This window comes from Streptacidiphilus sp. EB129, assembly GCF_041262645.1.
In the GTDB taxonomy this organism is placed as follows: domain Bacteria; phylum Actinomycetota; class Actinomycetes; order Streptomycetales; family Streptomycetaceae; genus Streptacidiphilus.
In genome coordinates, this window is sequence record NZ_JBGCCS010000020.1 from 41,779 (window position 1) to 66,582 (window position 24,804).

Here is a 24,804-nt window from a genome sequence, read left to right on the forward strand (position 1 = left end):
CACCGCATCGCGAACCGAAGGGGCACGACCATGCGGACCCTCCTCGTGGACAACTACGACTCGTTCACCTACAACCTGTTCCACTACCTGGCGGAGGTGAACGGCCGGGAGCCCACGGTGATCCGCAACGACGAGCCCGGATGGCACGCCTCACGGCTGTCCGACTTCGACAACGTGGTGATATCCCCAGGACCGGGCACGCCCGAACGGGGGGCCGACTTCGGGCTGTGCCGGGAACTCGTCGACCACTGCCGGCTCCCGCTGCTGGGCGTGTGCCTGGGCCACCAGGGCATCGCACTCGCCCATGGGGCCAAGGTGTCCCCGGCCCCCGAGGTACGGCACGGCCGGGTGTCGCCGGTGTTCCACAACGGGGCCGACCTCTTCGCCGGGCTGCCGTCCCCGTTCGACGCCGTGCGCTACCACTCGCTCGCGGTCGAGGACCTGACGGCCGATCTGGAGGCCGTCGCCTGGACCGCGGACGGGGTGCTGATGGGCCTGCGGCACCGGCACCGTCCGCTGTGGGGCGTGCAGTTCCACCCGGAGTCGATCTGCACGGCCGACGGCCGGCTGCTGCTGTCCAACTTCCGCGATCTGACGCTGCAGCGACCGAGAGCGCAGAGACCGGAAGCGCAGAGACCGGGGGCGGAGAGACCGGACGCAGGGCCGAGCACCCGGCCGGCGCAGCAGCTCGGGGCCACCCGGCCCGGCTGCGCGGTGCCGGAGCCGGAACAGCGCCGCCTGGCGCTGACCGTACGTCACCTACCGCTGTCCTGCGCGGCGGAGTCGGTGTTCGACCGGCTGTTCCTCGCGAGCGAGCACGCGTTCTGGCTCGACAGCAGCCGTCCCGATCCGCTGACCGGGCGCTTCTCGATGATGGGGGACGCGAGCGGCCCGCTGGCCCGCGTCGCGGTCGCGGACGTGTGGACCGGCCAGGTGACCGTCACCGGAGCGGACGGCACGCGGATCCACACCGGCGGCTTCCTGGACTGGCTGGAGCAGGATCTGCGCTCGGCGCGGATCGAGGCGCCGGAGCTGCCCTTCGACTTCGCCCTCGGCTGGGTCGGTTACCTCGGTTACGAGTTGAAGGCCGAGTGCGGGGGCGAGCGCGTCCACCGGTCCACCGAGCCGGATGCCGCGATGGTCTTCGCCGACCGTGCCGTCGTCTTCGACCACGGCACCGGGACGGTCTACCTGCTGGCGCTCTCCGAGGACGGCCACGAGCAGCCCGCCACGGACTGGCTGCACCGCACCGAGGACGCCCTGCGGGCACTGGAGAGCCGCCAACCCGACCTGGACGAGGCCCCGCCGACCGGTCGTCGAACACCACTGAGCCTCCGTCATCAGCGGGAGCACTACCTGGAGTTGATAGGAACCTGCCTGGACGCCATCACGGCCGGTGAGACCTACGAGGTCTGCCTGACCAACCGGATCGCCGCCGGTGCCCCGGCCGCGACCGAGGCATGGACCGGCTACCGCTTCCTGCGCCGGGCCAGCCCGGCGCCCTTCGGCGCCCTGCTGCGGTTCGGCCCGCTGGCGGTGCTCAGCACCTCGCCCGAGCGCTTCCTGCGGATCGACCGGGACCGGCTCGTCGAGTCCAAGCCGATCAAGGGAACCCGGCCGCGAGGACGCACGCCGGAGGAGGACGAGCAACTCCGTGCGGAACTCGCACTCAGCGAGAAGGACCGCGCCGAGAACCTGATGATCGTGGACCTGGTCCGCAACGACCTGGGCCGCTGCGCGGAGGTCGGCTCGGTCGAGGTGCACCGGCTGTTCGACGTGGAGACCTTCGCCACCGTCCATCAGCTGGTCAGTACGGTCCGGGCGCGGCTGCGTGCCGACAGCAGCGCGGTCGGCTGTGTCCGGGCGGCCTTCCCCGGAGGGTCGATGACCGGCGCGCCCAAGATCCGCACCATGCGGATCATCGACGAGCTGGAGGGCGGTCCGCGCGGTGTCTACTCCGGTGCGATCGGCTACTTCTCGCTCTCCGGCGCCGCCGACCTGAGCATCGTCATCCGCACGCTGGTGCTGGGTCCCGAGGGCGCCCGCTACGGCGTCGGCGGCGCGATCGTGTCCCTGTCCGACCCCGAGGAGGAGTACGAGGAGACCGCCGTCAAGGCGACCCCCCTGCTCCGCCTGCTGGCCACCGACTTCCCCGACCGCTGAACCCCGCCCGGCGGGGCGCACCGACCCCGGCGGGCGCGCCACTCGGCGCCCGCCGGTCAGTCGCGGAAGACGTGGCCCCGGGAGTCGTCGTCCGCCGCGGAGGCCACGTCGTAGCCGCGGACCAGGTGCTGTTCCAGGCGGAGGGTCCGGGCCAGGCGCATGGCGAGGGCGATCGGGCGACGGTAGCCGTGCACCACCCGGAAGGTGCAGCCGAAGCGGGACTTCACCGACTCGTTGGAGATGCCGAAGCTCAGCAGCGCAAATCCGTGGTCGCAGGCGTAGCGGATGGTCTCGGCGATGAGCATGTGGCCGACCGGCTCACGGCCCAGCCGTTCGTAGTCGCGGCCGCAGAACTTGGAGTCCAGGACGGATCCGTTGGCCATCAGCTGGTCGAAGGCCACCAGGCGGCCCTGGTGCCGCAGCAGCAGCAGCACCGTGCCCGGGAGTGCCAGGATTTCCTGGAAGTAGGCGACGGGGAGCAGGAGTTGATCCCACTCCTCGGGGTGGCGCCGGAAGACCTGGAGCCACAGCGGCTGGAGTTCCCCGGCCAGGTGCACGGCCTCGGGGCCGGGGAGGACCTCCAGGGTGAAGCCGGCCGCCTCGACCTGGGCGGCGTTGCGCCGGATGTTCTGGCGGTAGCGCTTGCGCAGCGCCTGGAGGTAGTCGTCGTAGCAGGCCCAGGCGATCGGCAGGACCGCCTCGGCGAACAGCGGGAAGCGGCGGAAACCGAGGCGGGCCAGGGTGTGCTCGTGTCCGGCCACCTCCTCCTCGTGGACCACGTCGCGCAGCAGCAGCCCGGCGGCGCGTGACCGGCGGGCCTCCGCCACCATGGCCGCACCGAGAGCGGCCAGCACCGGCTCCGCCGGGGTCCCCGGCCGGACGACGAAGGGGAAGCCGATGTCGGTCGGAGATCCGGTGCTGAACACCCGGATCCGCAGCGGTCCGGCGACCGGGGGCGCGAAGGTGTAGCCGAAGGCGAGCCCCACGGCGGAGCCCGCCTCCTCGGCGAGCAGGAAGCGGAAGGAGCAGTCGAGGCCGGACCGGCTCAGGGCGCGCAGGTAGTCCGCGTGGAAGTAGTCGTCGGGACGGCACAGGCTGTCCCAGCTCTTCGCGTCGAGTTCGTCCAGGTCGCGGGCCACCCGTACGGTGATCCCCGACTGCCGCAGGGCTGCCGGTGCGTCAGAATCCGTACTCACGCCGCACCTCGGCCAGGGTCTGTACGAAGCCGTCGACCTGCTCCTCGGTGTGGCGGGCGTTGAGCATCAGCCGCATCACCGACTCGCCCTTCTTGACCGCCGGGTAGCGGAAGACCGGCACCAGGTAGCCGCGCTCGATGAACTCCTGGCGGACCTGCTCGGCCGTCTCGCCCTTGCCGATGAACACCGAGATCACATAGGTCCGGGTGGGGCTGACCGTGCAGCCGGTCTGCTCCAGCCGGCGCCGGAAGTCCGCCACCCGGGCGAGGTAGCCGTCCACCACCGAGTGGTCGTCCATCAGCCTGCGCATGATGTACGCGGCGGCGTCGGCCGTCGGCGGCTGCATCGCGGCGGTGAACATGGACGTTCCCGAGAGCACGTCGAACGCGTGGATGGCGTCCGCCGGGCCGGCCACCGCGCCGCCCTCCAGGCCCACGGACTTGGAGAAGGACACCATCACGAAGTCGGCCCGGCGCATCGCCCGGTACTCCTCCGCGAAGGGCCGGTGTTCGGGACCGTAGACCAGGAACCCGTTGGCGTCGTCGACGAAGCTCACCGCACCGTGACGGGCGCAGACGTCGACCAGGTCACCGATGGGGGCGACCGTGCCGTCCGCCGAGTAGACGCTCTCGAAGATCACCACGACCTTGCGCCCGGCCAGCCGCTCCAGATGGCGTTCGAGGTCCTTGGGGTCGTTGTGCCGGAAGGTGACCAGGGTCTTGCCGAACTCCAGGTGCTCGGTGGCCTTGAACAGGCTCCAGTGGCTGTACCGGTCCAGCACGAAGACGGTGTCGGAGTTGTCCACGGACGTGCCCCGGCCCATGCTCAGCCGGGCGCCCATCGCGGTGACGAAGCCGAGGTTGGCCAGCAGCCCCGAGGCGAAGCTGATCGCGCGCTCCTTGCCGGTGGCCTCGCAGAGCAGCCGCTCCACCTCCTGGTGGGGCCGGCACACGCCCTGGGTGGCCCGGGAACCGCCGGTCGCGATCCCGTAGACGTCGGCGGCGTCCTTGAAGCGGCGCAGGACCGTCGGATCGTGCTGCAGGCCGAGGAAGTTGATGGAGGCGAAGTTCACCAGGCGCCGGCCCTCGATGCTCACCACGGCGTCGGACGCCCCGTCCAGCCGGGGGATGTCCTGGTACACGTTGCCGCTGGCTACTCCGTTGCGGACGAACTCCGTGAATCCCCAGGTGCGGATGGCGCTGTCGTTCTCGGACATGTCCAGGTCTCCCGGATCGGGCGGGGTGGGCGTGCCAAGTGGTGATCCGTCAGAATGCCTTGCCGGTACATGCTCTGCCGGTGCGGGAGTCGACCGCCGCGCACGGGTGCCAACGTAGGGGGCGTGGGGCGCCGGCGTCCATGGGGCGTGCGGTTCCGGACGTCCACGAGAGTTGCTAGCGCGCCGAGACGGTGCGGTATCGGTGTACCGACAGCGGGACGAAGACCGCCAGTACCAGCGCTGAGCAGAGCAGGGAGGCCAGGGCCGGGTGCTGCATGGGGAAGTCGTGCGGGGCCGGCTGCCCCGGCACGTCCCCGGTGGGATTGCCGAACAGTTCCCGGGCCGCCCGCGCGGTGGTCGAGACCGGGTTCCACTCCGCCACCGGGCGCAGCCAGCCCGGCAGTGAGCGAACCGGGACGAAGACGTCGGAGACGAAGGTGAGCGGGAAGAGCCAGACGACGCCCGCGGTGTTGGCGGCCTCCACGGTGGTCACGCAGAGCCCGATCAGCGCGCCGATCCAGCTCATGGCGAAGCCGAAGAGCAGGATCAGCCCGAACGCTGCCAGCGCCATCGTCAGCCCCCGGTGCAGGCGCCAGCCGACCAGCAGGCCGCAGCCCGACATCACCACGACGATCAGGACGTTCTGGATCAGGTCGGCCGCGGTCCGCCCGGACAGCACCGCGGAGCGGGCCATCGGCAGCGAGCGGAACCGGTCGATCAGTCCCTTGTGCAGGTCGTCGGCGAGCCCCACGGCGGTCGCCCCGACCCCGAAGGCCACGGTCTGGGTGAAGATCCCGGCCATCAGGAAGCCGCGGTAGTCGCCGCCGGGCACCGGGATGGCGTCGCCGAAGACATAGGAGAACAGCAGCAGGAACATCACCGACTGGACGATCGCCAGCACGCCCAGCTCCGGAATCCGGGTGAGCCGCCGCAGGTTGCGCAGCGTCACCACCCAGCCGTCGGCGAGCACCCGCGCCTGGCGGCCGCCCGGTGCCAGGGCGCTCACGCCCGGCTCCCGGCGGTGGCGGCGGCGTCGGGATCGGCGGCATCAGCATCGGCGTTGGCGTCCGCGGGCCGGGCGGCGTGACCGGTGAGGCCGAGGAAGACGTCGTCGAGGGTGGGCTTGCGCAGGGCCGCGTCGTCCAGTTCGATGCCGACCGCGTCGAGCCGGCGCAGCGCCTCCATCAGCACCCGCGCACCGCCGCGCACCGGCAGCGTGATCCCGCGCGTCCGTGGCTCGGCACGCGGCGGTGCCAGACCGAGCCCGTCGAGGGCGGCCACCGCGGCGTCGAGCCGGGCGCGGTCCCGCACCACGACGGACACCCGCTCGCCGCCGACCCGTTCCTTGAGCTCGTCCGCGGTGCCCCTGGCGATCACCCGGCCGTGGTCCACGACCGCGATGGCATCGGCCAGCCGGTCGGCCTCCTCCAGGTACTGGGTGGTCAGCAGCAGCGTGGTGCCGGAGGCGACCAGTTCGGCCAGCACGTCCCACAGGTCCATCCGGCTGCGGGGGTCGAGGCCGGTGGTGGGCTCGTCCAGGAAGAGCACGGCGGGCTCGGCGACCAGTGCCGCGGCCAGGTCCAGGCGCCGCCGCATCCCGCCCGAGAACCCCTTGACCACGCGGTCCCGCGCCTCGGTGAGGCCGAAGCGGTCCAGCAGTTCCGTCGCGCGGGCCGAGGAGTTCCGCTTGCCCAGGTGGTGCAGCCGTCCCACCAGGACCAGGTTCTCCCGCGCCGTCAGGGTGTCGTCGACGGCCGCGTACTGGCCGGAGAGGCCGATCAGCGCGCGAACCCGCTCGGGGTCCCGGGCGACGTCGAGCCCGAGTACCCGGGCCTGTCCGGCGTCCGGCCGCAGCAGACCGGCCAGGATCCGCACCACGGTGGTCTTCCCGGCGCCGTTGGGGCCGAGCAGGCCCAGTACCGTGCCCTCCGGCACGTCCAGGTCCACGCCGTCGAGCGCCCGCACCGGGTGCCTGCCCCCGTAGGTCTTCACCAGGCCCTCGACCCTGATCGCCGCCGACATCCCCACCCCTCCCCAGAAGCTTCCGCGACCAGACTCCTGAGGTTCCCCCGCCACGGCAAGAGCGCGTCACGCATCGAGGGACCGGGGGCGGACAACCGCCGACGCCGCGAGCTGACCGCCGGTCGTCGGACCTGCCCGTGACTGTCACCGGCTGTGCGTGCCGTGCCTGCGGTCAGCGGGGCTGTCAGCCCCCTGCCGGTGTGAGCGTCCGGGTGCGGCTGAGGAGGGTGACCGCGAGGGCGTCGGCCTGCCGGCGGATCTCGGGGATCGCGGTGGTCTCCAGCAGGTCGCCCCGCCGGAGCCCGCCCAGGGTCCACAGCGGGGCCTGGGCCCGGTCCGGCGCGGCGAGGAGCCGGCCGTCCGCTTCGGTCCCGAAGCCTCCCCCGACCGGAGCGGGGACCGCCAGCCCTGCTCCGAGCAGGGCGGTGACCAGCGGGTCGTCGACGCGGGTGAGGTCGCTCTGGGAGCCGGTGCAGTTCACCACCGCTTCGACGGACAGGACGCGGCCGTCCGCCAGGACCAGGCGGACGCCGTCCGCGCCGACCGTGGCATCGGCCACCGCGCCGCTGCCGATCGTGACCCGGCCGGTGTCGACGGCCTCCTGGAGCACCGCGGCGCTGCTCGGCGGAATCCGGTGCCGGTGCGTCTCCCAGCGGCGGAGGTCGTCGCGCAGGAAGCGGGACCGGTCGGCCGGGGGGAGTTGCTGCCAGAGGGCGCTGGTGACCTGGCGGAGGCTGTCCACGCCCGGTCGCCAGTCACCGTGGGTGCGGCGGCACCGGGCCAGGTGCCGCAGCACCGTGCGGCGCAGGTCGGCGAGGCCGCCGTGGGCGTCCAGGTGCGGGGTCTCCGCCGGTGCGGGCAGGGAGGCGGCGTGCGGCTGCGGGACCAGCCCGTGGCGGGAGATGGCGCGGACGACGCGTCCCGGGCGCTGGAGGGTGAGCGCGATGTCCACCATGGTCAGGCCGGTGCCGACGAGGAGGACGTCGTCGGCACCGGCGACGGCCGCCTCGAATCCGGGTGCCCACGGGTCGGCGACGAACCTCGCCGAGTCGCGGAGCGCGGGCGGTGCCCAGCTCTGGTCGGGCGGGAAGTTGCCCAGCGCCAGCACCGCGGCGTCGGCCCTGAGGACCTGTCCGGTCTCGAACCGCAGGGCCAGCGACGAGCGGTCCGCGTCCTCGTCATGGCTGATCCCGACGACGCGCTCGTGGATCCGCAGGAGCGGGGGCGCACCGTCCAGTTCGGTCGCGACGTCCAGGCTGTCGGCGAGGTAGCGACCGTAGAGGCCACGCGGGGCGAAGACCTCGCCGTGTCCGTGCCGGTCGAGCCAGCGGGTGAAGTGGTCGGGCTCGTCCCAGTGGGCGCTCATGTTGGCGGCCGGGACGTTGAGCAGGTGATGCGGCGCGTCCGTGCCGAACGCCAGGCCGCGGCCGGTGGGTTCGGGATCGATCAGCCAGACCTGACAGGAGGTCCCGCCGTGCGCGGCGGCGTGACGCAGCAGGCGCATGGCGGTCAGGGTGCCCGCGGCTCCCGCGCCCACGACGGCGATGCTGAGGAGGGGACGGATCGGGTTCGTCACGGTGCCGTCACTCCCGGGCGTCGGCTCCCGACGGGGGACTCCCGGCAGGGACGGTCGACTGACTGTTCGTCATCATCGACTGGGGCGCGGTAGACCCGGCGGACGCTGGACCCCAGCCTGGAGACGTCCGCCCCGTAGACGTGCAGCGAGATCGCCTTTGTCGAACCGGTGTTGGTGACCTGGTGGATGTCGCCGGGCGGGGCGATCGCGGAGAGTGCGCCGGTCCGGTTCACGACGCTGCGGTCCAGGAGCAGCCGAGCCGTCCGGCCGCCGGGCGCCAGCCGGTAGCGGCGCTCGGTCTCCTGACCCCGGTGGACTCCGGAGACGCACCAGCAGAGGTGGTCGTGGATCGTGGTCTGCTGGCCCGGCAGCCAGACCAGCGCCACCAGCGAGAAGCTGCCGTCGGCCTCCGCGTGCAGGAGATGCTGACGGTAGCTCGCGGGGTCGCCCTCCTGCTGCGCGGCGCTGAGCAGCCGGGGGTCGCCGAGCGACGGCTCAAGGAGCCGGGCGACCCGGTCCGCCGTCGTCTGCGGCGGCAGGCCGCGCTCGACGACCTCGCGAATCGCGAGGACGAGATGGTCGATTCGCGGCGTCGTGCCGACGCCGATCGCGCTGAGCGCACCGGAGGATGCCATGAGTCGAATGTGGTGGCCACGATGATTCGTGTCCAATAATGCCCTGTTGGGTATTCCCAACGAATGCTTATCCCTCGTCAGCATCCGTCGTGAGCGGATGCGGCCTCCTGGAGTACCTTCAGCACCTGGGCGATCGCCGGAACCTGCGCGTGCTCGCGCAGCACGTAGGCGGCGATCCGGCGCCGGGCATGCGGTTCCACCGCCCGCGCGGTCACCTTGTCGTGGCGCAGGAAGGCCAGCACGAGGGCGGGCATCAGGGCGATTCCCGCACCCACCGAGACCAGGTTCTGGATCGCGAGGTTGTCGTCGGTCGCGAACACGATGTCAGGGGTGAAGCCCTGTTCCGCGCAGGCGTGCAGCAGGTTGGCCTGGCACCGCGGACAGCCGGCGATCCAGCGTTCCGCGGCGAGGTCGGGCAGGCGGACGGTCTGCCGCCGCGCGGCCGGGTGCCCGACCGGGAGCAGCACCGTCAGCAGGTCCTCCATCAGCGGATATTCCATCAGATCCGCCGAGGCGCCCACCTGGAAGCCCGGATAGCTGAAGGCCAGAGCGATGTCGCAGCTGCCCTCCGGGAGACGCCGCAGCGATGCCGGCGGCTCCTCCTCCTGCAGCTCGACCCGGATGCCGGGATGATCGGCGAGCAGCCGGGCGATCGCCTCCGGCACCAGGGTCGCGTTCGCGCTCGGGAAGGCGCAGATCCGCACCCGCCCGCCGCGCAGCCGTGCCAGGGAGTGCAACTGCTGCTCCGCCGCCGACAGATGATCCAGGATCACGCCGGTGTGCCGGGCCAGCGCCTCCCCGGCCTCGGTCAGTCCGAGGCGGCGACCGACGCGGACGAAGAGCGGCATCCCGACGCTGCGCTCCAGCGCCTTCATCTGCTGGGTGATCGCGGGCTGGGTGCAGCCCAGAGTCCGCGCAGCCGCGGAGTACGAACCCGCGCCGACTACTTCGTGAAAGGTGGCGAGATGGCGTGAGTCCAGCACCCCTGCATCATAAGCGGAAATTGGGGGCTCATCGGGCGGGCAATTCCCGGTTTTCGGCCAGGCCGCGCCCTCCCGGCACGGCTGGGAGCCGTCGGCCGGGAGGGCGCACTGCGCGCCTCAGAAGGCGGAGTTGGCGGACCAGTTCGCCAGCAGCTCCGGGTTCCCCTGCCGCGTGAGGGATTCGGCACCGGGGGCCAGGCGTCCGTAGACGAACAGCAGCAGGTCGGCGGCCGTTCCCTGGACGGTCGCGTCGGCGCCGCCCTCCGCCGCCGCGCCGGCCGGCTCCAGACCGAAGCCGTCGGGGCGCAGCCGCACCAGCCAGTCGCCGTCCGCGTCGGTGGTACGGAAGCGGATGGTCTCGCCGGTGCCGCGCAGGTTGGCCACCTTGGGTGCGAAGAGGCCGGCGAAGGGCAGATTGACCAGGAACTCGTCGATCCCGTCGACGGCGAGCGCACGGTCGATCTCGGGACGGAGCCCGAGCGCGCGCTCGGCGTCGGCGCGGTGCAGCAGCGTCTCGAAGAGCATCCGGCGCGCCCAGAACCGGGCGTGCTGGTCGGCGCCCCACGCCCACATCGGCAGGTCCGGGTCGGTGGCCGCGAACGCGTCCGCGGCCACGGTCGCACTCTCGGCGAGCCAGTCGGGGTAGCCGTCCTCCTCGGCGGGAAGGCGCAGGTCCACCTCGCGGCTGCGCGGGGGCTCCTGGAGGCGGGAGTGCAGCAGGACCGAGAACCAGCGCTGCACGCTGCCGGCGTGCTTGACCAGGTCGGCCAGCGTCCAGCCGGGGCAGCCGGGTACCGGGGTCGCCAGGTCGGCGCCCTTGACCACGGCGGTGAACCGGACGGTCTCGGCCGCCACGGCGGCGCGGTGATCGGGGTGCTGCGCGGTGTCCATGGCGTCGTGCCTCTCTGATGGTCGATTGAGGACTTTGATGGTTGAAGTCTTCAAGCAATGAGGGGAACGGTAGGCCTCGATAGTTAAGGAAGTCAAGTAATCCGACGCCCCGGGGTGGGCGCCGCAGCGCGGCGACGAACCGGACGGCGAACGGGGCGGCCTCGGCCCTCGCCGATCGGGCGCGGGCTGGGAGGATGGTGCCGTGGAGCTACGTCATCTGGCGGCGTTCGTCGCGGTCGCGGAAGAGTTGCACTTCGGCCGGGCGGCCGCGCGCCTGCACATGGCCCAGCCACCGCTGAGCCAGCAGATCCGGCTGCTGGAACGCGACCTGGGGGCGGTGCTCTTCGAGCGCAGCACCCGCTCGGTGCGGCTGACCGAGGCGGGCGAGTTCCTGCTGGAGCCCGCGCGCCGGGTGCTGGAGGAGGCGGCGACGGCCAGGCGCGCGGTCCGGGCGGCGACGCTGGGTGAGGTCGGCCGCGTCACCGTCGGATTCGCCGGGGCGAGCGGCTATGACGTGCTGCCCCGGCTGACCCGGGCGATCACCTCCGAGCTGCCCGGCATCGAGTTCGTGCTCAAGGGGCAGACCTACTCCGGCGAGGCGATGGCGCTGATCGCCGACGGGGCGCTGGATCTGGGCTTCGTGGCCCTGCCGACCCCGCGTGGCATCTCCGCGCGGGTCGTCCGGGTGGAGCGCCTGGTGGTGGCGCTGGCCGACACCCATCCACTCGCGGAGCAGACCGAAGTGGACCTGGGTGATCTCGCATACGAGCGGTTCGTGGCGTTCCCCGCCTCACGCGGCTCGGCGGTGCGTGACGCGATGGTGCAGGCATGCCGTACCGCCGGCGTCATACCGATGGTCACTCAGGAGGCCCCGGACGCGTACAACCTGCTGACCCTGGTGGGGGCGGAGGTCGGGGTGGCGATCGTGGTGGGCTCGGCACAGAACATCCGGATGGAACATGTCGTCTTCCGGCCGATCGCGGGCGACGTCCCGGTGCTGCCGATCGGGCTCGCCTGGCGCACGGACAACCCCTCGGCGGCACTGCGCTCGGTGCTTCGCGTCGCCGAGAGCGCGCTGCCGACGGCGGCCGACTATGACGGCAGCAACTATGACGGATGTGGTCTTACCGACCCCGCTGATTAGTCTTGGACAGGTTCTAATCACCGGGTCCAGAGTGATCTGCATCTCGTCATGCAGGTCCGCCCGGCGGCGACGCCGCACCGTGAACCACATCCGCCCGCTCCTGGCATGACGGGACCCCCACCCAGTGCAAGGAGCCCGCCATGACGCACGCACAGCTCCCTCCATCGCCCCGAACGACCCCTCCGCTCCGAGCGGCGGCCACGGTGCCCGGCCCATCCCGGCTTCCGGCCGGACCGGCGGTCCGCGCCGCGGAAGGAGCGAGACGGTGACCACGACGAGTGCCACGCCCGACGCACCGACGGTCGCCGAGGTGCACGCCCGGCTGGACCGCATGCCTCAGTGGGGCATCTCCCCCTGGGCCAAGGCCGTCTTCGCCGCCGCCTACTTCTTCGCGTTCTACGACATCATCGCGCTGGGCGCGGTGCTGCCCGACCTCGCCGGGAGCCTCCACCTCTCCGGCGCCGAGGCGGCCCTGCCGCTGACCACCAGCCTGGCCGGATACGTGGTGGGCGCCTACGTCTTCGGCAGCCTCGCCGACCGGATCGGGCGCCGACGGGCCCTGCGACTGGCGCTCGTGCTGCTGGCAGCGGCCTCGGCGGCATCCGCGTTCTCCTGGGACCTGAGCTCCCTCTCCCTGTTCCGGCTGCTGGCCGGAGCGGGGATCGGGGCGCAGATCACGCTGTCGGCCACGCTGATCACCGAGCTGTCCCCGAGCGCGCACCGGGCACGCAACATCCAGCGCAACGTGGTGTGGGCGGGCCTGGGCGACGCCGCGGCCCCCTTCATCGCGCTGGGACTGCTGCACGTCGACGCGATCGGCTGGCGGCTGGTCCTGGCGGTGGGCGCGCTGGCGGTGATACCCGCCGCACTGATCGGCCGGGTCCCGGAGTCCCCCCGCTGGCTCGCCGTGCACGGACGCGCGGCCGAGGCCGGCCGGGTCCTGGCCGAGATGGAGCGGCGGCTGCGCGGACAGGGCCGCGAACTCGCCCCGGTGCCCGCCCGGGACGCCGAGCACACCGCAGCAGTCCCGGACCAGGCGCAGGCTGGCGGAGTCGCGCTGACGGCGCTGCTGCGCGCGCCCTACCGCAAGCGCATCATCGTGGTCACCGGCTACTGGATCCTGCTGTACCTCACCGTGTACGGGTTCCTCGGTGAGGAGACGGTCCTGCTCGACAGGATGTCCCTGCACCAGCCGAACGGCCTGTTCTACACCGCGCTCGGCGACATCGCCTTCCCCCTGGGGGCGGCGCTGCCGCTGCTGCTCCTGGCGCGGGTGCCGCGCACCTATCTGCTCGCGGCCTCCAGCCTGGTCTTCGCGCTGGGTCTGGCCGTCATGGCTACCAGTTCCGGGGCGACCGGCCTGGTGACCGGGGCGTTCCTGGTCGCGCTGGTCATCCTGGTCAACTCCGGCGTGGGGTACGTCTACACCTCGGAGGTCTTCCCCACCCGTGTCCGCGCCACCGCCATGGGCCTCGCCGACGGCGTCGGGCACCTCGGCGGACTGGCGGCTCCCTATGTCGTGCTCGCCGCGCTCGGCGCCTGGGGCCCTCGCGGTGCGTTCTGGCTGCTGGCGGCGCTGATGGTCGCCTGCGCGGTGCTGATCGCCTCGCTCGGTCTGCGCACCAGCGGCCGTGGACTGGCCGAGGTGGGCGAGGTCTGATGATCCGTCAACTCGAAGAGAGGGTTCCCATGGCCCTGGCCAGCACCTCCGGCCCCGAGGCCGCAGCCTCCGGCCCCGCCGCCGACAACTTCGCGGACCGTGACCCGGCCCTGCGCCCGCTCCTGGACCGGCTGCTCTCCGAGGCCGACCGCCGGCGCATCGAACCGGTGCTGCACGACCTCGGGCAGGTCGCGGCCGGCGAGCTCGCCCGGCTCGCCGCGATCGCCGACGCCAACCCGCCGCGGCTGCGTCAGTACGACGCCGCGGGGGAGCGGGTCGACGAGGTCGAGTACCACCCCGCCTACGCGCGGATGTCGCAGCTGGCCTTCGAACGGTTTGGCCTCGCCGCGCTGTCGCACCGGCCCGGCGTGCTGGGCTGGCCGGCCCCCGCCCCGCACGTGGTGAAGTACGCCCTGTCCTATGTCTTCGCCCAGGCGGAGTTCGGGCTGCTCTGCCCGGTCTCGATGACCGACTCGGCCGCCCGGGTGCTGCGCCTGTTCGACTCCGTACGGTTCGCGCCGGAGATCGCCGCGCTCAGCAGCCCGGACCTGCGCGGCCTGGCGACCGGCGCGATGTTCATGACGGAGCGGCAGGGCGGCACCGATATCGCCATGACCGGCACCGAGGCCACCCGGCACGGCTCGCACTGGACCCTGCGCGGTCAGAAGTGGTTCGCCTCCAACGTCACCGCCGACGTCATCCTCACCCTGGCCCGGGTGCCGGGGCAGGGCGAGGGGACGAAGGGGCTGGGGATGTTCCTGGTCCCCAGGCTCCGCCCGGACGGCAGTCGCAACAGCTACCTGATCGACCGACTGAAGGACAAGCTGGGGGCACGTTCCATGGCCAGCGGCGAGGTCACCCTGGAGGACGCCCATGCGCTGTCCGTCGGCGAGCCGGAACACGGCTTCCGCCAGATGGCCGAGATGCTCAATGTCTCGCGGCTGTCCAACGCCATGCGATCGGCCGGGCTGATGCGCCGGGCGGTTCGGGAGTCGGTCGACCACACCCGGCAGCGGGTCGTGTTCGGCCGCCCCCTGTTCGACCAGCCGCTGATGCGCGCCACGCTGCTGCCGCTGATCGTCGACACCGAGGCCGCCCTCGGCCTGGTGCTGGAGTCGGCCGCCCGCCTCGACGACGCCGACGCGGGCGACGCGGAGGCCGGACGGCTCGTCAGGGTGCTGACCCCGCTGGCCAAGTACTCCGTCTGCAAGCAGGCGCGCGCGGTCACCGCCGAGGCGATGGAGGTCCGCGGCGGCAACGGCTACATCGAGGACTGGGTCAACCCCCGCCTGCTGCGCGACGCGCACCTGGGATCCATCTGGGAGGGCTCCTCCAACGTCATCGCCCTCGACGTGCTGCGCTGCCTGCGACAGGACGGGTCCCACCGGCTGCTCGCGGACGTGTACCGGCGCCGGCTGCACACTCTGGACGATCCGGAGGTGCGGCCGGCCGCGGACATCCTCGACCGGCGCTGGAACGCCCTGGCGGTCCAGGGCGAGCTGCTCCTCGCCGGCCCGGTGGAGGAGCAGCAGGCCGACGCGGGCGGGTTCGCCGAGGCGACGGCACGCACCGTGATGGCCTCGCTGCTGCTGGAACAGGCCGCCTACGAGGCCGGTTCCGGCCTCGGGCACCGCAAGCTGCTCGTCGCACACACCTACCTGAGCCGGCTCGACCCCCTCGACCGCCCCGACCGTACCGGCGGTCCGGCCCCGATGCCCGCCTCGGCCGTGCGGTCCGCGCTGGCCCACCTCGGCGAGCTCGCCGAGGGCGGCCCGGTCGGGATCGAGGCGGCCCGGGCCGCGCTGGAAACCACCCCCGGGAGCACCCATGCCTAGCCCCACCGAACCGCAGCACCCGGCCCCCCTCGCCGGGATCCGTGTGGTCGACCTGTCCAAGATCCTCGCCGGTCCCTATGTCACCATGTCGCTCGCCGATCTGGGCGCCGACGTCATCAAGGTCGAACACCCCGACGGCGGCGACGCCACCCGGCAGTGGGGGCCGCCGTTCAACGGCCCCGACTCCGCCTACTACCTCGCCGCCAACCGCAACAAGCGTTCGGTCACCCTCGACCTGAAGTCCCCGGCCGGACAGGAGGCCGCACACCGGCTCATCGCCGACGCGGACATCGTCGTTGAGAACTTCCGGCCGGGAAGCAGCCTCCAGGAGGTGTTCCGCTACGACCGGCTGAGCGAGCGTTACCCGAGGCTGGTGGTGCTGCACATCTCCGCCTTCGGCGAGACCGGCCCGCTGCGCGGGGAACCGGGCTACGACATGGTCGCGCAGGCGGCGGCCGGACTGATGTCGCTCACCGGCGAACCCGAGGGGCCGCCGGTGAAGGCCGGCTACGCGATGGGAGACCTGGGCGCCGCGCTGTTCGGCACCATCGGCGTGGTCTCCGCACTGGTCGAACGCGCCAGGACCGGCGCCGGCCAGTACCTCACCACCTCCCTGTACGAGTCGCAGCTGGCCCTGCACGTCAACTGGGCCACCAGCTTCTTCGCCACCGGTGAGACCCCCGCCCGGCTCGGGTCGGGGCATCCGAGCCTGGTCCCCTACCAGGCGTATCCCGCCTCGGACGGCTACTTCGTGATCGCCGTCGGCAGTGATGCGCTGTGGCAGCGGCTGTGCGCGCTGCTCGACCGCCCGGACCTGGCGGCGGACCCGCGGTTCCGCGCGAACCGGGACCGGGTGGTGCACCGTGAGCAGCTCAACGCGGAGCTCGAACGGACCCTGCGCGGTGACACGGTGGAGAACTGGTGCGCGCTGCTCACGGCGGGCGGTGTCCCGGTGACGCCGATCCGGACCCTGGACGAGGTCTACGGCTCCGAGCAGACGGCTGCGCTCGGGATGGTCCAGAAGGTGGAACACCCGGTGGTGGGAATGCTGGAGCAGGTGGCGTTCCCGGTGAGCTTCCGGGGCGAGCGCCCCAGTGTGCGCACGGCGCCGCCGATGCTGGGCCAGCACAACTGCGAGGTGCTGGCCGAACTCGGCTACGACGCCGAGGCCATCGAACGCCTGACCGGGCCCCGGCCCGGCCCGGCCGCCCAGGACGGCTGAGACGTCCGGGTATCCGGCCCCGCCCGCACTCCGGCCCGGGCAGGGCCCTGAGCAGCCGGGGCACGACGCCGGGCCCGGGCCGGTGGACACCGGGCTGCGCTACCGGTACTGCCGCTGGTGCCGGACCCCGACCGACGCCGGGCGGCTGCTCTGCCCGGCGTGCGGTGCGGACGACCTGGCCGAGGCCGGAAGCACCGGCGGCGGGACGATTCGCCGCTTCCTGCCCACCGCCTCCGCCCGGCAGCGTCGGCAGCTGTGCGTGATCAGGCTGGACGAGGGATTCACGCTGCGGGGCGCGCTGCTCGGCGTGCTCCCCGGCGCCGTCTCGCTGGGAGCGGCCGTGCGGCGGACGGCGGCGGCACCGGGACGGGACCCGGCCTTCGTCCTGGTCCCCGAGCAGTCACGATGAGCCCGCCACCGGCCGACGCCGCGCGGGGCCGGGACCGCCCGTACGCGCGCGTGTCATCGGTGGCGACGAGCCCGCAGCTGAGCCACAGTGAGACGGGGGCGACGGCCTCCCGGATCCGGACCGCACCACCCGTTCGTACGTTCCAAACAGAAGGGAAGCACCATGCCCGAGCAGGACGACACCTCGGCTCAGAGCTCATGGCAGTCACCCGACTTCGAGATCGTCGACACCGCCCTCGAAGTCACCGCCTACTCACTCAGCACCCGCTGAACCCCAGTCGTGCGGCTGCATGTGCTGGGCACGGCCGCCGGCGGCGGCCTGCCCCAGTGGAACTGCGCGTGCCCCGGTTGCGCCGGGGCACGCGCCCATCCGGAACGCCGCCGACGGCACGCCTCGCTGGCGGTCCGGGCCGGTCCCGGCCGCTGGTACGTCGTCAACGCCACTCCGGACCTCGGCGAACAGATCGAGGCCTGCACCGAGCTGCACCCCGGGCCCGGCATCAGGCACACCCCCGTCGCCGGTGTGATCCTCACCGACGCGGAGCTGGACCACACCCTGGGCATCGCCCGTCTGCGTGAGGCGGCCGAGCTCGACATCTGGTCCACCGTCACGGTGTCGGCGGCGCTGCGCGGGCAACTGCGCCTGGACGCCGTGCTCACCGCCTACACCTCGGTCCGCTGGCGGCCGCTGACCAGGCGCCCCCAGGATCTCGACGGCGCGGGCCCCGAAGGCGTGCCGGACCTGCGGGTGACGGCGATTCCCGTCAGTGCGAAGCGTCCGCGCTACGCCCGGCAGGACGACGCCACCGCCGCCGGCGCTGCCACCGACGCCGGGCAGGACTGGGTGGTCGCGCTGCGGCTGGACGAGCCCGCCACCGGTGCCGCAGTCCTGTACGCACCGGCCGTCGGCGTCTGGAGCGAGGAACTGCGGTCCGCGGCGGAGACCGCCGACTGCGTCATCCTCGACGGCACCTTCTGGGACGACCAGGAGCCGGTCCGCAGCGGGATCTCCAAGCGCACCGCGACCGAGATGGGTCATCTGCCCGTCACCGGCCCCACCGGGACCGCCGAGCGCCTGGCCCGGCTCGAAGCCCGCTGCTTCTACACGCACCTCAACAACACCAACCCGCTGAACGACCCGCATGCGCAGGAACACCGCGTCCTCGCCGAGATCGGGCTCCGGACGGCCACCGACGGAATGGTGATCGACCTGTGACAACCGGCCTGCTGCCCCGACCCGACGCCGAACCCGAACCCGACGCCGAGCCCGACGCGGAACCCGACGCCGAGCACGGCGCGACATCCGCCACCGTGCCGGACGACGGCACACCCTGGACCGCGGGCGAGTTCGAGCACCGGCTGCGGGACCTGGTGGCCCGTCGCTACCACGACCGGCACCCCTTCAACCTGCGCATGCACCGGGGCGAGCTGAGCCGCGCCGAACTGCGCCGCTGGATCACCAACCGGTTCCACTACCAGCGCCACATCCCGGTCAAGGACGCGCTGATCCTCGCGAAACTCGACCAGCCCGCGCTGCGCCGCGCCTGGCTCCGCCGGATCCAGGACCACGACGGCCGGGACGGCGACGACGGCGGCATCGAGCGCTGGCTGCGCCTGGGCGAAGCCGCCGGCCTGACCAGGGTGGAGCTCTGGTCCGGCAGCCAGGTGCTGCCGGGAGTGCGCTTCGCCGTGGAGGCCTACGTCAACCTCTGCCGCCTGCGGCCGGTCCTGGACGCCGTCGCGTCCTCGCTGACCGAACTGGCCGCGCCCACCATCATGGCCGACCGCATCGACGCGTTCGAGGACCACTACCCCTGGGTCGAACCCGAGGGCCTGGCCTACTTCCGACGGCGGATCGACCAGGGCCACCGTGACAGCACGGAGGCCCTCGACCTGGTCCTGCGCTGGGCCCGGACCCGCTCCGAGCAGCAGCGGGCGCTGGACGCGCTGTCCTGCAAGTGCGACGTGCTGTGGTCCATGCTCGACGCCATCGACGGGGCCGGACGCGAGGGAGACCGGTGAACGGGATCGCCTGGCGGCCCAACCGGGCCCGACAGGTGACGCTGCGTCATGACCGGGTCCGCGACACCGACCTGCTGCTCCTGCCGGAACAGGTGGTCGTGCTGCACGGGCACGCGGGCGCGATCCTGCGCCTGTGCGACGGCAGCCGGGAGGTCCACGAGATCGTCGACGAGCTGGCCGGCCGGTTCCCGGGGGCCCCGGTCGCCGAGGAGGTCCCGGCCTTCCTGCAGCGGGTGCAGGCCAGGGGATGGCTGACGTGAACCACCCTGCGCCGCCCTGGGCCATGCTCGCCGAACTCACCCACGCCTGCCCGCTGCAGTGCGGCTACTGCTCCAATCCGGTCGAACTCATCCGTCGGGGCGACGAGCTGACGACGGATCAGTGGTGCGAGGTGCTGGCCCAGGCCGGCCGGCTCGGCGTGGTACAGGCCCATCTCTCCGGCGGGGAACCGCTGCTGCGGCCCGACCTGGAGCAGATCGTCGCCGCCGCCGAGCAGGCCGGGATCCACACCCAGCTGGTCACCAGCGGCGTCGGCCTCACCGCGCCGCGGCTGGACGCGCTCGCCCGCGCCGGGCTGGGCTCGGTCCAGCTCTCGGTCCAGCACGCCGACCCGGCGTCCTCCGACCGTATCGCCGGGCGCCGTTCCTTCGCCGACAAGGAGCGCGCCGCGGCCGTGATCCGCGCCTGCGGGCTCCCGTTCGGCCTCAACGTCGTCCTGCACCGGGAGAACCTGGACGCGCTGGACGCCATCGTCGAACTCGCCCTGTCCTGGGGCGCGGACCGCATCGAACTGGCCAACGCGCAGTTCTACGGCTGGGCGCTGCTCAACCGGGGCAGCCTGCTGCCGTCGCGGGCCCAGCTGCGACGGGCCGTGGCGACCGTCGAGGCCTGGCGGACCCGGCTCGACGCCCGCTTCGAGGGCCGTCCCGACGCCCGGCCGCAGATCGTCTGGGTGGTCCCGGACTACTTCGAGGGCGTCGCCAAGCCGTGCATGGGCGGCTGGGGCTCGGTCTCCCTCACTGTCACCCCCGACGGGACGGTCCTGCCCTGCGCCACGGCGGCATCGATCCCCGGCCTGGACCCACCGAACGTCAAGGACCGCTCGCTGGCCTGGGCATGGAACGAATCCCACGCCTTCAACGCCTATCGCGGCACCGAGTGGATGACCGGTCCGTGCGGTGGCTGCCCGCGCCGGAGCGCCGACTTCGGCGGCTGCCGCTGCCAGGCGTTCGCGCTCACCGGCGACGCCGCCCGTACCGATCCGGCCTGCGGCCTCTCCCCGGACCACGGACTGATCCGCGACCTGGTACCGGACACGGGCGACGGCACCCCGGTCGCCCGCTCCTACCGCTCCTCCGCCGACCTGCGCCGTTCCCACCCGCAGGCGGCGGATCTCAGGCAACGGTGACGGCTACGGAGTGGAATCCGGTCGCGCCGTTCGGTCGGGCATCGACCTTCTGGTCGGTCTGCGCGTAGCCGGTCCGGTCGGTCGCGCGTACCTCCAGGGTGTGCGCTCCCGGCGTCGCAGGCCACTGCCAGACCCACTGCCGCCAGGTGTCCGTGGTGTCCTGGGCGGCGAGAACGGCCGGGTGCCAGGGGCCGCCGTCCACCCGTACCTCCACCCGTGCGATGCCCTTGCGCTGTGCCCAGGCGACACCGGCGACGGGGATCGTCCCGGCGGTGACCCTGGCGGACGCCCTGGGGGTGTCGATCCGGGACTCGGTCTTGATGGCGGCCTGCGCCGACCAGCCGCGCTTCGCCCAGTAGGCGTCGTAGTCGGCGAAGTTGGTGAGTTCCAGATCCTGCAGCCATTTGCAGGCGGAGACATAGCCGTACAGCCCGGGTACGACCATGCGCACCGGGAAGCCGTGGGCGAACGGCAGCGGTTCGCCGTTCATGCCCACGGCGAGCAGGGCGTCCCTCCCGTCCAGCACGGCCTCCACCGGGCTGCCGATGGTCATGCCGTCGACCGACCGGGCCAGCAACTGGTCGGCCGGCCCGCCCTGGGAGGGCGGCCGGACCCCCGCCTCGCGCAGCAGCGGAGCCAGCGGAACGCCGGTCCACGTGGCGTTGCCGATGTAGGAGCCACCGACCTCGTCGGAGACACACATCAGGGTGACGTCGCGCTCGACCACGCCGCGGCCGAGCAGGTCGTGGTACCCGAGGTCCAACTCCTTGGTCACGCCCTTGCCGTGGATCCGCAGCCGCCAGGTGTCGGCGTCGACCTGGGGCACGACCAGGGCGGTGTCCACCCGGTAGAAGCTCGCGTTGGAGGTGGTGAAGGAGCTGAGGCCGGGGACCCTCAGGTCGACGCCCGGCGGCGCCGCTGTGGCGGTGGCCGCCGGGGTGGGGAGTACGACCGAGGCCCGGGACGCCACGGCCTTGGCGCCGCCGGCCGCGTTCAGCTTCCGGCCCAGCAGCCCGGCCCCGGTGGAGGCCACCGAGGCAGCCAGTGCCAGCAGGACGAATCCACGCCGGTCGTACGCCGGAGCCGGGGTTCCATCCGCCGCACCTGGCGGGGCCGTCGTACCCGTCGTACCCGTCGTGCCCGACGCACCTGCTCGCCACGGCCATGGCCGTGGCCGCCAGGCCAGCCGTCCCGCGAGGAAGTAGAGGAGGGCTGCGCCCACCAGCGCGCCGACCACCGAGGGCAGCGCGTCCCAGCTGCCCGCGTCCGGGCGGGACCGGGCGGCAAGGGCACCGAGCAGGCCGAAGGCGAGTACTCCGAGCGAACCGGTCCGTCGCCGCCGCGCCGCGAGCAGTCCGAGCACCACGGCGAACAGGGCCAGCAGCACCAGGATGCCCAGCTGCAGCATGAGCTTGTCGTTGGTGCCGAAGTTGCGCACCGCGAAGTCCTTGACCGCGCCGGGGGTCTGGTCGATGACCGATTCGCCCACCGCCGTGACCGGGCTTGCCTGCGGCCGTACCGGCACTGACGCCAGTTCGGCGACGGCCAGGGCGGCGAACGCCGCGACCAGCCCGCTCAGCGCCGCGAGGAGCGCCCGCGGTAGTCGTCTGCCGCGCGGGCGCTGCCTGGTGCCTGCGGAGTGCTTCGAGCTGTTGCGCATTCCGTTCACATCTCCCGTCCATCGCTGTGCCCTGGGTGCGACTGCCGGCACTCGCGAGCGGAAGCGCGCGGTCCGGAGCGACTCCATGAGACAGCGTCCGGGGGCGGCGGAGCGGGCGACGGCTGCTTACGGAAGTCGTACGGCTCGGGTCAGCCGCCTCACGGCGCCGCTACCGCGACGTCGTCGAACCAGGCGACGCCGCCCTGACTCAACCCCTGGTCACTGAGTCGTAGTTGGAGGTCACCCCGATCCGCGCCGACGGGAGTGTCCAGGGTGATCGAGACGTGTTCCCAGTCGTGGGTGCCGCCCAGCGAGAACGCGTTGTGGTCCGAGCCGACCGGGCGGCCCGAGTCGTCGAAGAAGAGCAGGTCCAGGCAGACCTGCTGACCTGACGGTCCTTGAGTCCTGATCCAGGCGGAGTAGGTGTGGCTCCCGGGCCCGATCGCCATGCGGGAGGCCAGATCCGCGACGACGTATCCGCCTGCGGGTGCGGTGAGTCGCAGGGATCCGCTGCCGCTGTGCGACACCGCAGGGTCGTGGTCCATGCTTCCGTGGTTCGCCCAGCCGACCTCCTGCCAGCCCACCCCCTGCCGGCCGCCTGCCTGTTGGCTGCTGCCCTGCGGGCCGCTCCCGGATTGGCCGACGGGGTTCGAGCTGCCGGGGGAGGGGACGCTGTAGGGGGTGCCGACCGAGGCCGGGTGGGTCGGGGCGCCCTTCGTCGCGGCGGCCGGGGACGGCCGCTGCGTCGCCTTGGAGTGAACGCCCGACGCCGTGGCCGCGGTGACTCCCGCCATCATGGTGAGCAGGATTCCGGCCCGCCACAGGGCACGGCGGTGTCGCCGGCCGCGGCGCCGGCCGCCGGGCTGATGCGCCGTTCCAGGGGTCATTCGAGCCTCCCGCTTGCAGGTGGTGCCCATCCTGATCGGTGGCATTGATGTTGTCCGGTCGATGTCTCCCGTGTTCCCGTTCATGGAGCGTCCGTAAGGAATTCGTCACGAGCACCCGAACTCCCTTATGAATTCCTAACGGTGACGCCAGGTTCGGTTCCGGGCGGTTTCCTCCCTCTATGCTCGCTCGGGCCAGGTGGTCACACGTGACTCTCCGGGCCCAACGGCTCTGACCGGCCCCACCGGACCCAGGCCGTCACATCACTCCAAAGGTCAGCGGGACCGCCGGCTCAGCCTCACGGAGCCGGGGCACCCGGACCGGCGAAGGAGGTTGCATGTCCACCGCAACTCACCGCAGCTCGGGCCTCGCAGCGCAGCGCGCTGAATCAGCCTGCCCACCGCGAGCCGCTTCGATCATCGGCCACCGCGACCGGCTGACCGTGCCCCAGTCCGTCGGACGCCATGGAGACGTACCGCGCACGGTGCCGCACGACCGTCCGTGGGTGGCGCTCCCGCCGGGCTTCGCCAGGCTGGTGCGGGGCGAGAACCCGCGGCTGGTGTCCGAGATCGTCGAGCAGACATGCCGTCAGATACCGGAGTACGACCTGCTCTTCGAGCAGGACTCCGGGGCGGGGATCCGCCGTGCCACCGGCCGTTCCCTGGACCACTTCGCCGACCTGATCGCCGGTAACCTCAGCTCCGGCTCCAACTCCAGCGCCGCCTCCGCCACCGTCCACCGCGCCCTGGGGCGCGGCGAGTGCCGGGCCGGCCGCAGCCTGGACCTGCTGCAGTCCGCCTACCGGCTCGGCGCCCGCCTGGTCTGGCGCCGGTACGCCATGGTCGCGCGGCACACCGGAGTCTCCACCGGGACGCTGGCCCTGCTGGCGGAGGTGATCTTCGCCTATGCCGACCAGATCGTGGTCGCCGCCGCCGCGGGCTACGCCCAGGCGCAGGCGAACGAACCCGGCACGCAGCGCTTCCTGCGCGAGAAGCTGCTCCGGTCGCTGCTGGCGAGCGAACCCGCCTCGGCGGTGGCCGAGGCGGCGCGGGCGGCCCGGTGGAAGCTGCCCGCGGTGCTGTCCGCCGTCGTGCTGCCGCCGGCCGGAACCGCTGACCCGCACCTGGACCGCGCCCCGCTCGGCGGCGCCGCCGAGGCCCGGCTGCGCCGCTGGCCGGACGTACTCGCGCACCTGGACGGTCCCGCCGGGTTCCTCATCCTCCCGGAGCCGCACGCTCCGGGCACCCGCGAGCGGCTCGCTCAGGTACTGGGTGACCAGCCTGCGGTGGTCGGCCCCTCGGTGCCCTGGGCACAGGCCGCCGAGTCGCTGCGCTGGGCCCGTACCGTCGCCGAGCGACCGTCCGGCACGGTCCTCGCCGCCGGCGCCGGCCCCACCTACTGCGACGAGAACCTGTCCGCGGTCCTGCTCCTCGGCGACCAGGCACTGGTCGGGCTGGTCAGCGAGCGCTGCCTCGCTCCGCTGAGCGGACTCACCCCCAACCGCCGACGCCGCCTGGAGGCGACGCTGCTGGCCTGGCTGGAGGCCAGCAGCGGCAGCGCCCCCGAGGTGGCGAGCAGCCTGGGACTGCATCCGCAGACGGTACGCCAGCGGATGCGCCGCCTGGAGGCCCTGTTCGGCAGCGCGCTGACGGACCCGCACTCCCGCTTCGAGATCGACCTGGCCCTACGGGGCCGCCTGCTGAAGCAGGGGGAGGCCGCGCCAACCGGCGAGGTGGCGGGAGAGCCGCAGGCGAGGGGTGACCGTGGTGGACGCGCGGGCGGACCGGCCGCGTCCCGGAGGCGCCCGCACTCCGCGTCGTCGTGAGCTTCACGCGGTCGTGCTGCGGGCCGGAAACGGGTCGCGCCGGGCCGGCGGGG

The 24,804-nt window shown here is 72.7% G+C and carries 22 protein-coding genes; 12 read left to right on the forward strand and 10 right to left on the reverse strand.

All coding sequences use genetic code 11. From position 1 onward, the window contains the following. Nucleotides 1-30: 30 nt before the first annotated feature. Nucleotides 31-2,163 (forward strand): aminodeoxychorismate synthase component I, encoded by a 2,133-nt coding sequence (pabB, locus tag ABH925_RS23440; protein ID WP_370150787.1) that lies wholly within the window; start codon nt 31-33, stop codon nt 2,161-2,163. 56 nt (nt 2,164-2,219) lie between these two features. Here the strand turns inward: pabB and ABH925_RS23445 are convergent, their stop codons facing one another. The 8 genes from ABH925_RS23445 to ABH925_RS23480 all read right to left on the reverse strand — a co-directional run bounded on the left by ABH925_RS23445 (nt 2,220) and on the right by ABH925_RS23480 (nt 10,682). Next, nucleotides 2,220-3,359 (reverse strand): GNAT family N-acetyltransferase, encoded by a 1,140-nt coding sequence (locus ABH925_RS23445; RefSeq protein WP_370150788.1) that lies wholly within the window; start codon nt 3,357-3,359, stop codon nt 2,220-2,222. After that, nucleotides 3,343-4,575: an aminotransferase class I/II-fold pyridoxal phosphate-dependent enzyme gene (locus ABH925_RS23450; RefSeq protein ID WP_370150789.1), complete on the reverse strand. Its 1,233-nt coding sequence runs from the start codon at nt 4,573-4,575 to the stop codon at nt 3,343-3,345. The genes ABH925_RS23445 and ABH925_RS23450 overlap by 17 nt, the downstream gene beginning before the upstream one ends. A gap of 175 nt (nt 4,576-4,750) precedes the next feature. Beyond that, complete coding sequence (locus ABH925_RS23455; RefSeq protein WP_370150790.1) at nt 4,751-5,581, reverse strand: ABC transporter permease; 831 nt, start codon at nt 5,579-5,581, stop codon at nt 4,751-4,753. Further along, on the reverse strand, nt 5,578-6,597 hold the full coding sequence (locus tag ABH925_RS23460) for an ATP-binding cassette domain-containing protein (RefSeq protein ID WP_370150792.1): 1,020 nt from the start codon (nt 6,595-6,597) through the stop codon (nt 5,578-5,580). Before ABH925_RS23460 ends, ABH925_RS23455 begins: the two co-directional genes overlap by 4 nt. A 184-nt stretch (nt 6,598-6,781) precedes the next feature. Beyond that, nucleotides 6,782-8,173, reverse strand: coding sequence for an FAD/NAD(P)-binding protein (locus ABH925_RS23465; protein WP_370150793.1), 1,392 nt, complete (start codon nt 8,171-8,173; stop codon nt 6,782-6,784). Continuing rightward, nucleotides 8,170-8,808 carry a cysteine dioxygenase gene (locus ABH925_RS23470; protein WP_370150794.1) on the reverse strand — a complete coding sequence of 213 codons (639 nt, stop codon included), beginning with the start codon at nt 8,806-8,808 and terminating at the stop codon, nt 8,170-8,172. The genes ABH925_RS23465 and ABH925_RS23470 overlap by 4 nt, the downstream gene beginning before the upstream one ends. 77 nt (nt 8,809-8,885) lie before the next feature. Beyond that, the gene (locus ABH925_RS23475; protein WP_370150795.1) at nt 8,886-9,791 is read right to left on the reverse strand and encodes a LysR family transcriptional regulator; all 906 of its coding nucleotides are present in this window, start codon (nt 9,789-9,791) and stop codon (nt 8,886-8,888) included. A 117-nt stretch (nt 9,792-9,908) separates the two neighbouring features. Further along, the gene (locus ABH925_RS23480; protein ID WP_370150796.1) at nt 9,909-10,682 is read right to left on the reverse strand and encodes a maleylpyruvate isomerase family mycothiol-dependent enzyme; all 774 of its coding nucleotides are present in this window, start codon (nt 10,680-10,682) and stop codon (nt 9,909-9,911) included. 202 nt (nt 10,683-10,884) lie between these two features. On the opposite strand from ABH925_RS23480, the gene ABH925_RS23485 reads away from it, so the two are divergent. The 10 genes from ABH925_RS23485 to pqqE all read left to right on the forward strand — a co-directional run bounded on the left by ABH925_RS23485 (nt 10,885) and on the right by pqqE (nt 20,381). Further along, the gene (locus ABH925_RS23485) at nt 10,885-11,826 is read left to right on the forward strand and encodes a LysR family transcriptional regulator (protein ID WP_370150797.1); all 942 of its coding nucleotides are present in this window, start codon (nt 10,885-10,887) and stop codon (nt 11,824-11,826) included. A gap of 265 nt (nt 11,827-12,091) precedes the next feature. After that, nucleotides 12,092-13,486 carry an MFS transporter gene (locus ABH925_RS23490; protein ID WP_370150798.1) on the forward strand — a complete coding sequence of 465 codons (1,395 nt, stop codon included), beginning with the start codon at nt 12,092-12,094 and terminating at the stop codon, nt 13,484-13,486. A gap of 29 nt (nt 13,487-13,515) precedes the next feature. Then, nucleotides 13,516-15,321 carry an acyl-CoA dehydrogenase family protein gene (locus ABH925_RS23495; RefSeq protein ID WP_370150799.1) on the forward strand — a complete coding sequence of 602 codons (1,806 nt, stop codon included), beginning with the start codon at nt 13,516-13,518 and terminating at the stop codon, nt 15,319-15,321. Then, nucleotides 15,314-16,543, forward strand: coding sequence for a CaiB/BaiF CoA transferase family protein (locus tag ABH925_RS23500; RefSeq protein ID WP_370150800.1), 1,230 nt, complete (start codon nt 15,314-15,316; stop codon nt 16,541-16,543). The genes ABH925_RS23495 and ABH925_RS23500 overlap by 8 nt, the downstream gene beginning before the upstream one ends. Nucleotides 16,544-16,625: 82 nt before the next feature. Continuing rightward, nucleotides 16,626-16,952 (forward strand): hypothetical protein, encoded by a 327-nt coding sequence (locus ABH925_RS23505; protein WP_370150802.1) that lies wholly within the window; start codon nt 16,626-16,628, stop codon nt 16,950-16,952. A 162-nt stretch (nt 16,953-17,114) separates the two neighbouring features. Further along, nucleotides 17,115-17,222, forward strand: coding sequence for a pyrroloquinoline quinone precursor peptide PqqA (pqqA, locus tag ABH925_RS23510; RefSeq protein WP_370150804.1), 108 nt, complete (start codon nt 17,115-17,117; stop codon nt 17,220-17,222). 9 nt (nt 17,223-17,231) lie between these two features. Further along, entirely contained in the window at nt 17,232-18,167 is a 936-nt protein-coding gene (pqqB, locus tag ABH925_RS23515) for a pyrroloquinoline quinone biosynthesis protein PqqB (RefSeq protein ID WP_370150805.1), read from the forward strand. Nucleotides 18,168-18,262: 95 nt separating this feature from the next. Then, nucleotides 18,263-18,973, forward strand: a complete 711-nt coding sequence (pqqC, locus tag ABH925_RS23520; RefSeq protein WP_370150902.1) for a pyrroloquinoline-quinone synthase PqqC — start codon at nt 18,263-18,265, stop codon at nt 18,971-18,973. Next, entirely contained in the window at nt 18,970-19,233 is a 264-nt protein-coding gene (pqqD, locus tag ABH925_RS23525) for a pyrroloquinoline quinone biosynthesis peptide chaperone PqqD (protein WP_370150806.1), read from the forward strand. The genes pqqC and pqqD overlap by 4 nt, the downstream gene beginning before the upstream one ends. Further along, nucleotides 19,221-20,381, forward strand: coding sequence for a pyrroloquinoline quinone biosynthesis protein PqqE (gene pqqE / locus ABH925_RS23530; protein WP_370150807.1), 1,161 nt, complete (start codon nt 19,221-19,223; stop codon nt 20,379-20,381). Before pqqD ends, pqqE begins: the two co-directional genes overlap by 13 nt. On the opposite strand, the gene ABH925_RS23535 is transcribed toward pqqE, so the two are convergent. Both ABH925_RS23535 and ABH925_RS23540 read right to left on the reverse strand, forming a co-directional pair. Next, the gene (locus tag ABH925_RS23535) at nt 20,368-22,041 is read right to left on the reverse strand and encodes a molybdopterin-dependent oxidoreductase (protein WP_370150808.1); all 1,674 of its coding nucleotides are present in this window, start codon (nt 22,039-22,041) and stop codon (nt 20,368-20,370) included. The two genes, pqqE and ABH925_RS23535, sit on opposite strands and share 14 nt — an antisense overlap. Nucleotides 22,042-22,199: 158 nt before the next feature. After that, on the reverse strand, nt 22,200-22,928 hold the full coding sequence (locus ABH925_RS23540; protein ID WP_370150810.1) for a hypothetical protein: 729 nt from the start codon (nt 22,926-22,928) through the stop codon (nt 22,200-22,202). 335 nt (nt 22,929-23,263) lie between these two features. On the opposite strand from ABH925_RS23540, the gene ABH925_RS23545 reads away from it, so the two are divergent. Then, on the forward strand, nt 23,264-24,751 hold the full coding sequence (locus ABH925_RS23545; RefSeq protein ID WP_370150811.1) for a helix-turn-helix domain-containing protein: 1,488 nt from the start codon (nt 23,264-23,266) through the stop codon (nt 24,749-24,751). The last annotated feature ends 53 nt before the right edge of the window (nt 24,752-24,804 follow it).

Bases quoted from the DNA above. Each gene is read 5' to 3' on its own strand.
- pqqA (WP_370150804.1), top strand. From the start codon at position 17,115: ATGCCCGAGCAGGACGACACCTCGGCTCAGAGCTCATGGCAGTCACCC.
- ABH925_RS23535 (WP_370150808.1), bottom strand. From the start codon at position 22,041: ATGCGCAACAGCTCGAAGCACTCCGCAGGCACCAGGCAGCGCCCGCGC.
- ABH925_RS23460 (WP_370150792.1), bottom strand. From the start codon at position 6,597: ATGTCGGCGGCGATCAGGGTCGAGGGCCTGGTGAAGACCTACGGGGGC.
- ABH925_RS23470 (WP_370150794.1), bottom strand. From the start codon at position 8,808: ATGGCATCCTCCGGTGCGCTCAGCGCGATCGGCGTCGGCACGACGCCG.
- pabB (WP_370150787.1), top strand. From the start codon at position 31: ATGCGGACCCTCCTCGTGGACAACTACGACTCGTTCACCTACAACCTG.
- ABH925_RS23540 (WP_370150810.1), bottom strand. From the start codon at position 22,928: ATGACCCCTGGAACGGCGCATCAGCCCGGCGGCCGGCGCCGCGGCCGG.
- ABH925_RS23450 (WP_370150789.1), bottom strand. From the start codon at position 4,575: ATGTCCGAGAACGACAGCGCCATCCGCACCTGGGGATTCACGGAGTTC.
- ABH925_RS23545 (WP_370150811.1), top strand. From the start codon at position 23,264: ATGTCCACCGCAACTCACCGCAGCTCGGGCCTCGCAGCGCAGCGCGCT.
- pqqE (WP_370150807.1), top strand. From the start codon at position 19,221: ATGGCTGACGTGAACCACCCTGCGCCGCCCTGGGCCATGCTCGCCGAA.
- ABH925_RS23480 (WP_370150796.1), bottom strand. From the start codon at position 10,682: ATGGACACCGCGCAGCACCCCGATCACCGCGCCGCCGTGGCGGCCGAG.
- ABH925_RS23495 (WP_370150799.1), top strand. From the start codon at position 13,516: ATGGCCCTGGCCAGCACCTCCGGCCCCGAGGCCGCAGCCTCCGGCCCC.
- ABH925_RS23500 (WP_370150800.1), top strand. From the start codon at position 15,314: ATGCCTAGCCCCACCGAACCGCAGCACCCGGCCCCCCTCGCCGGGATC.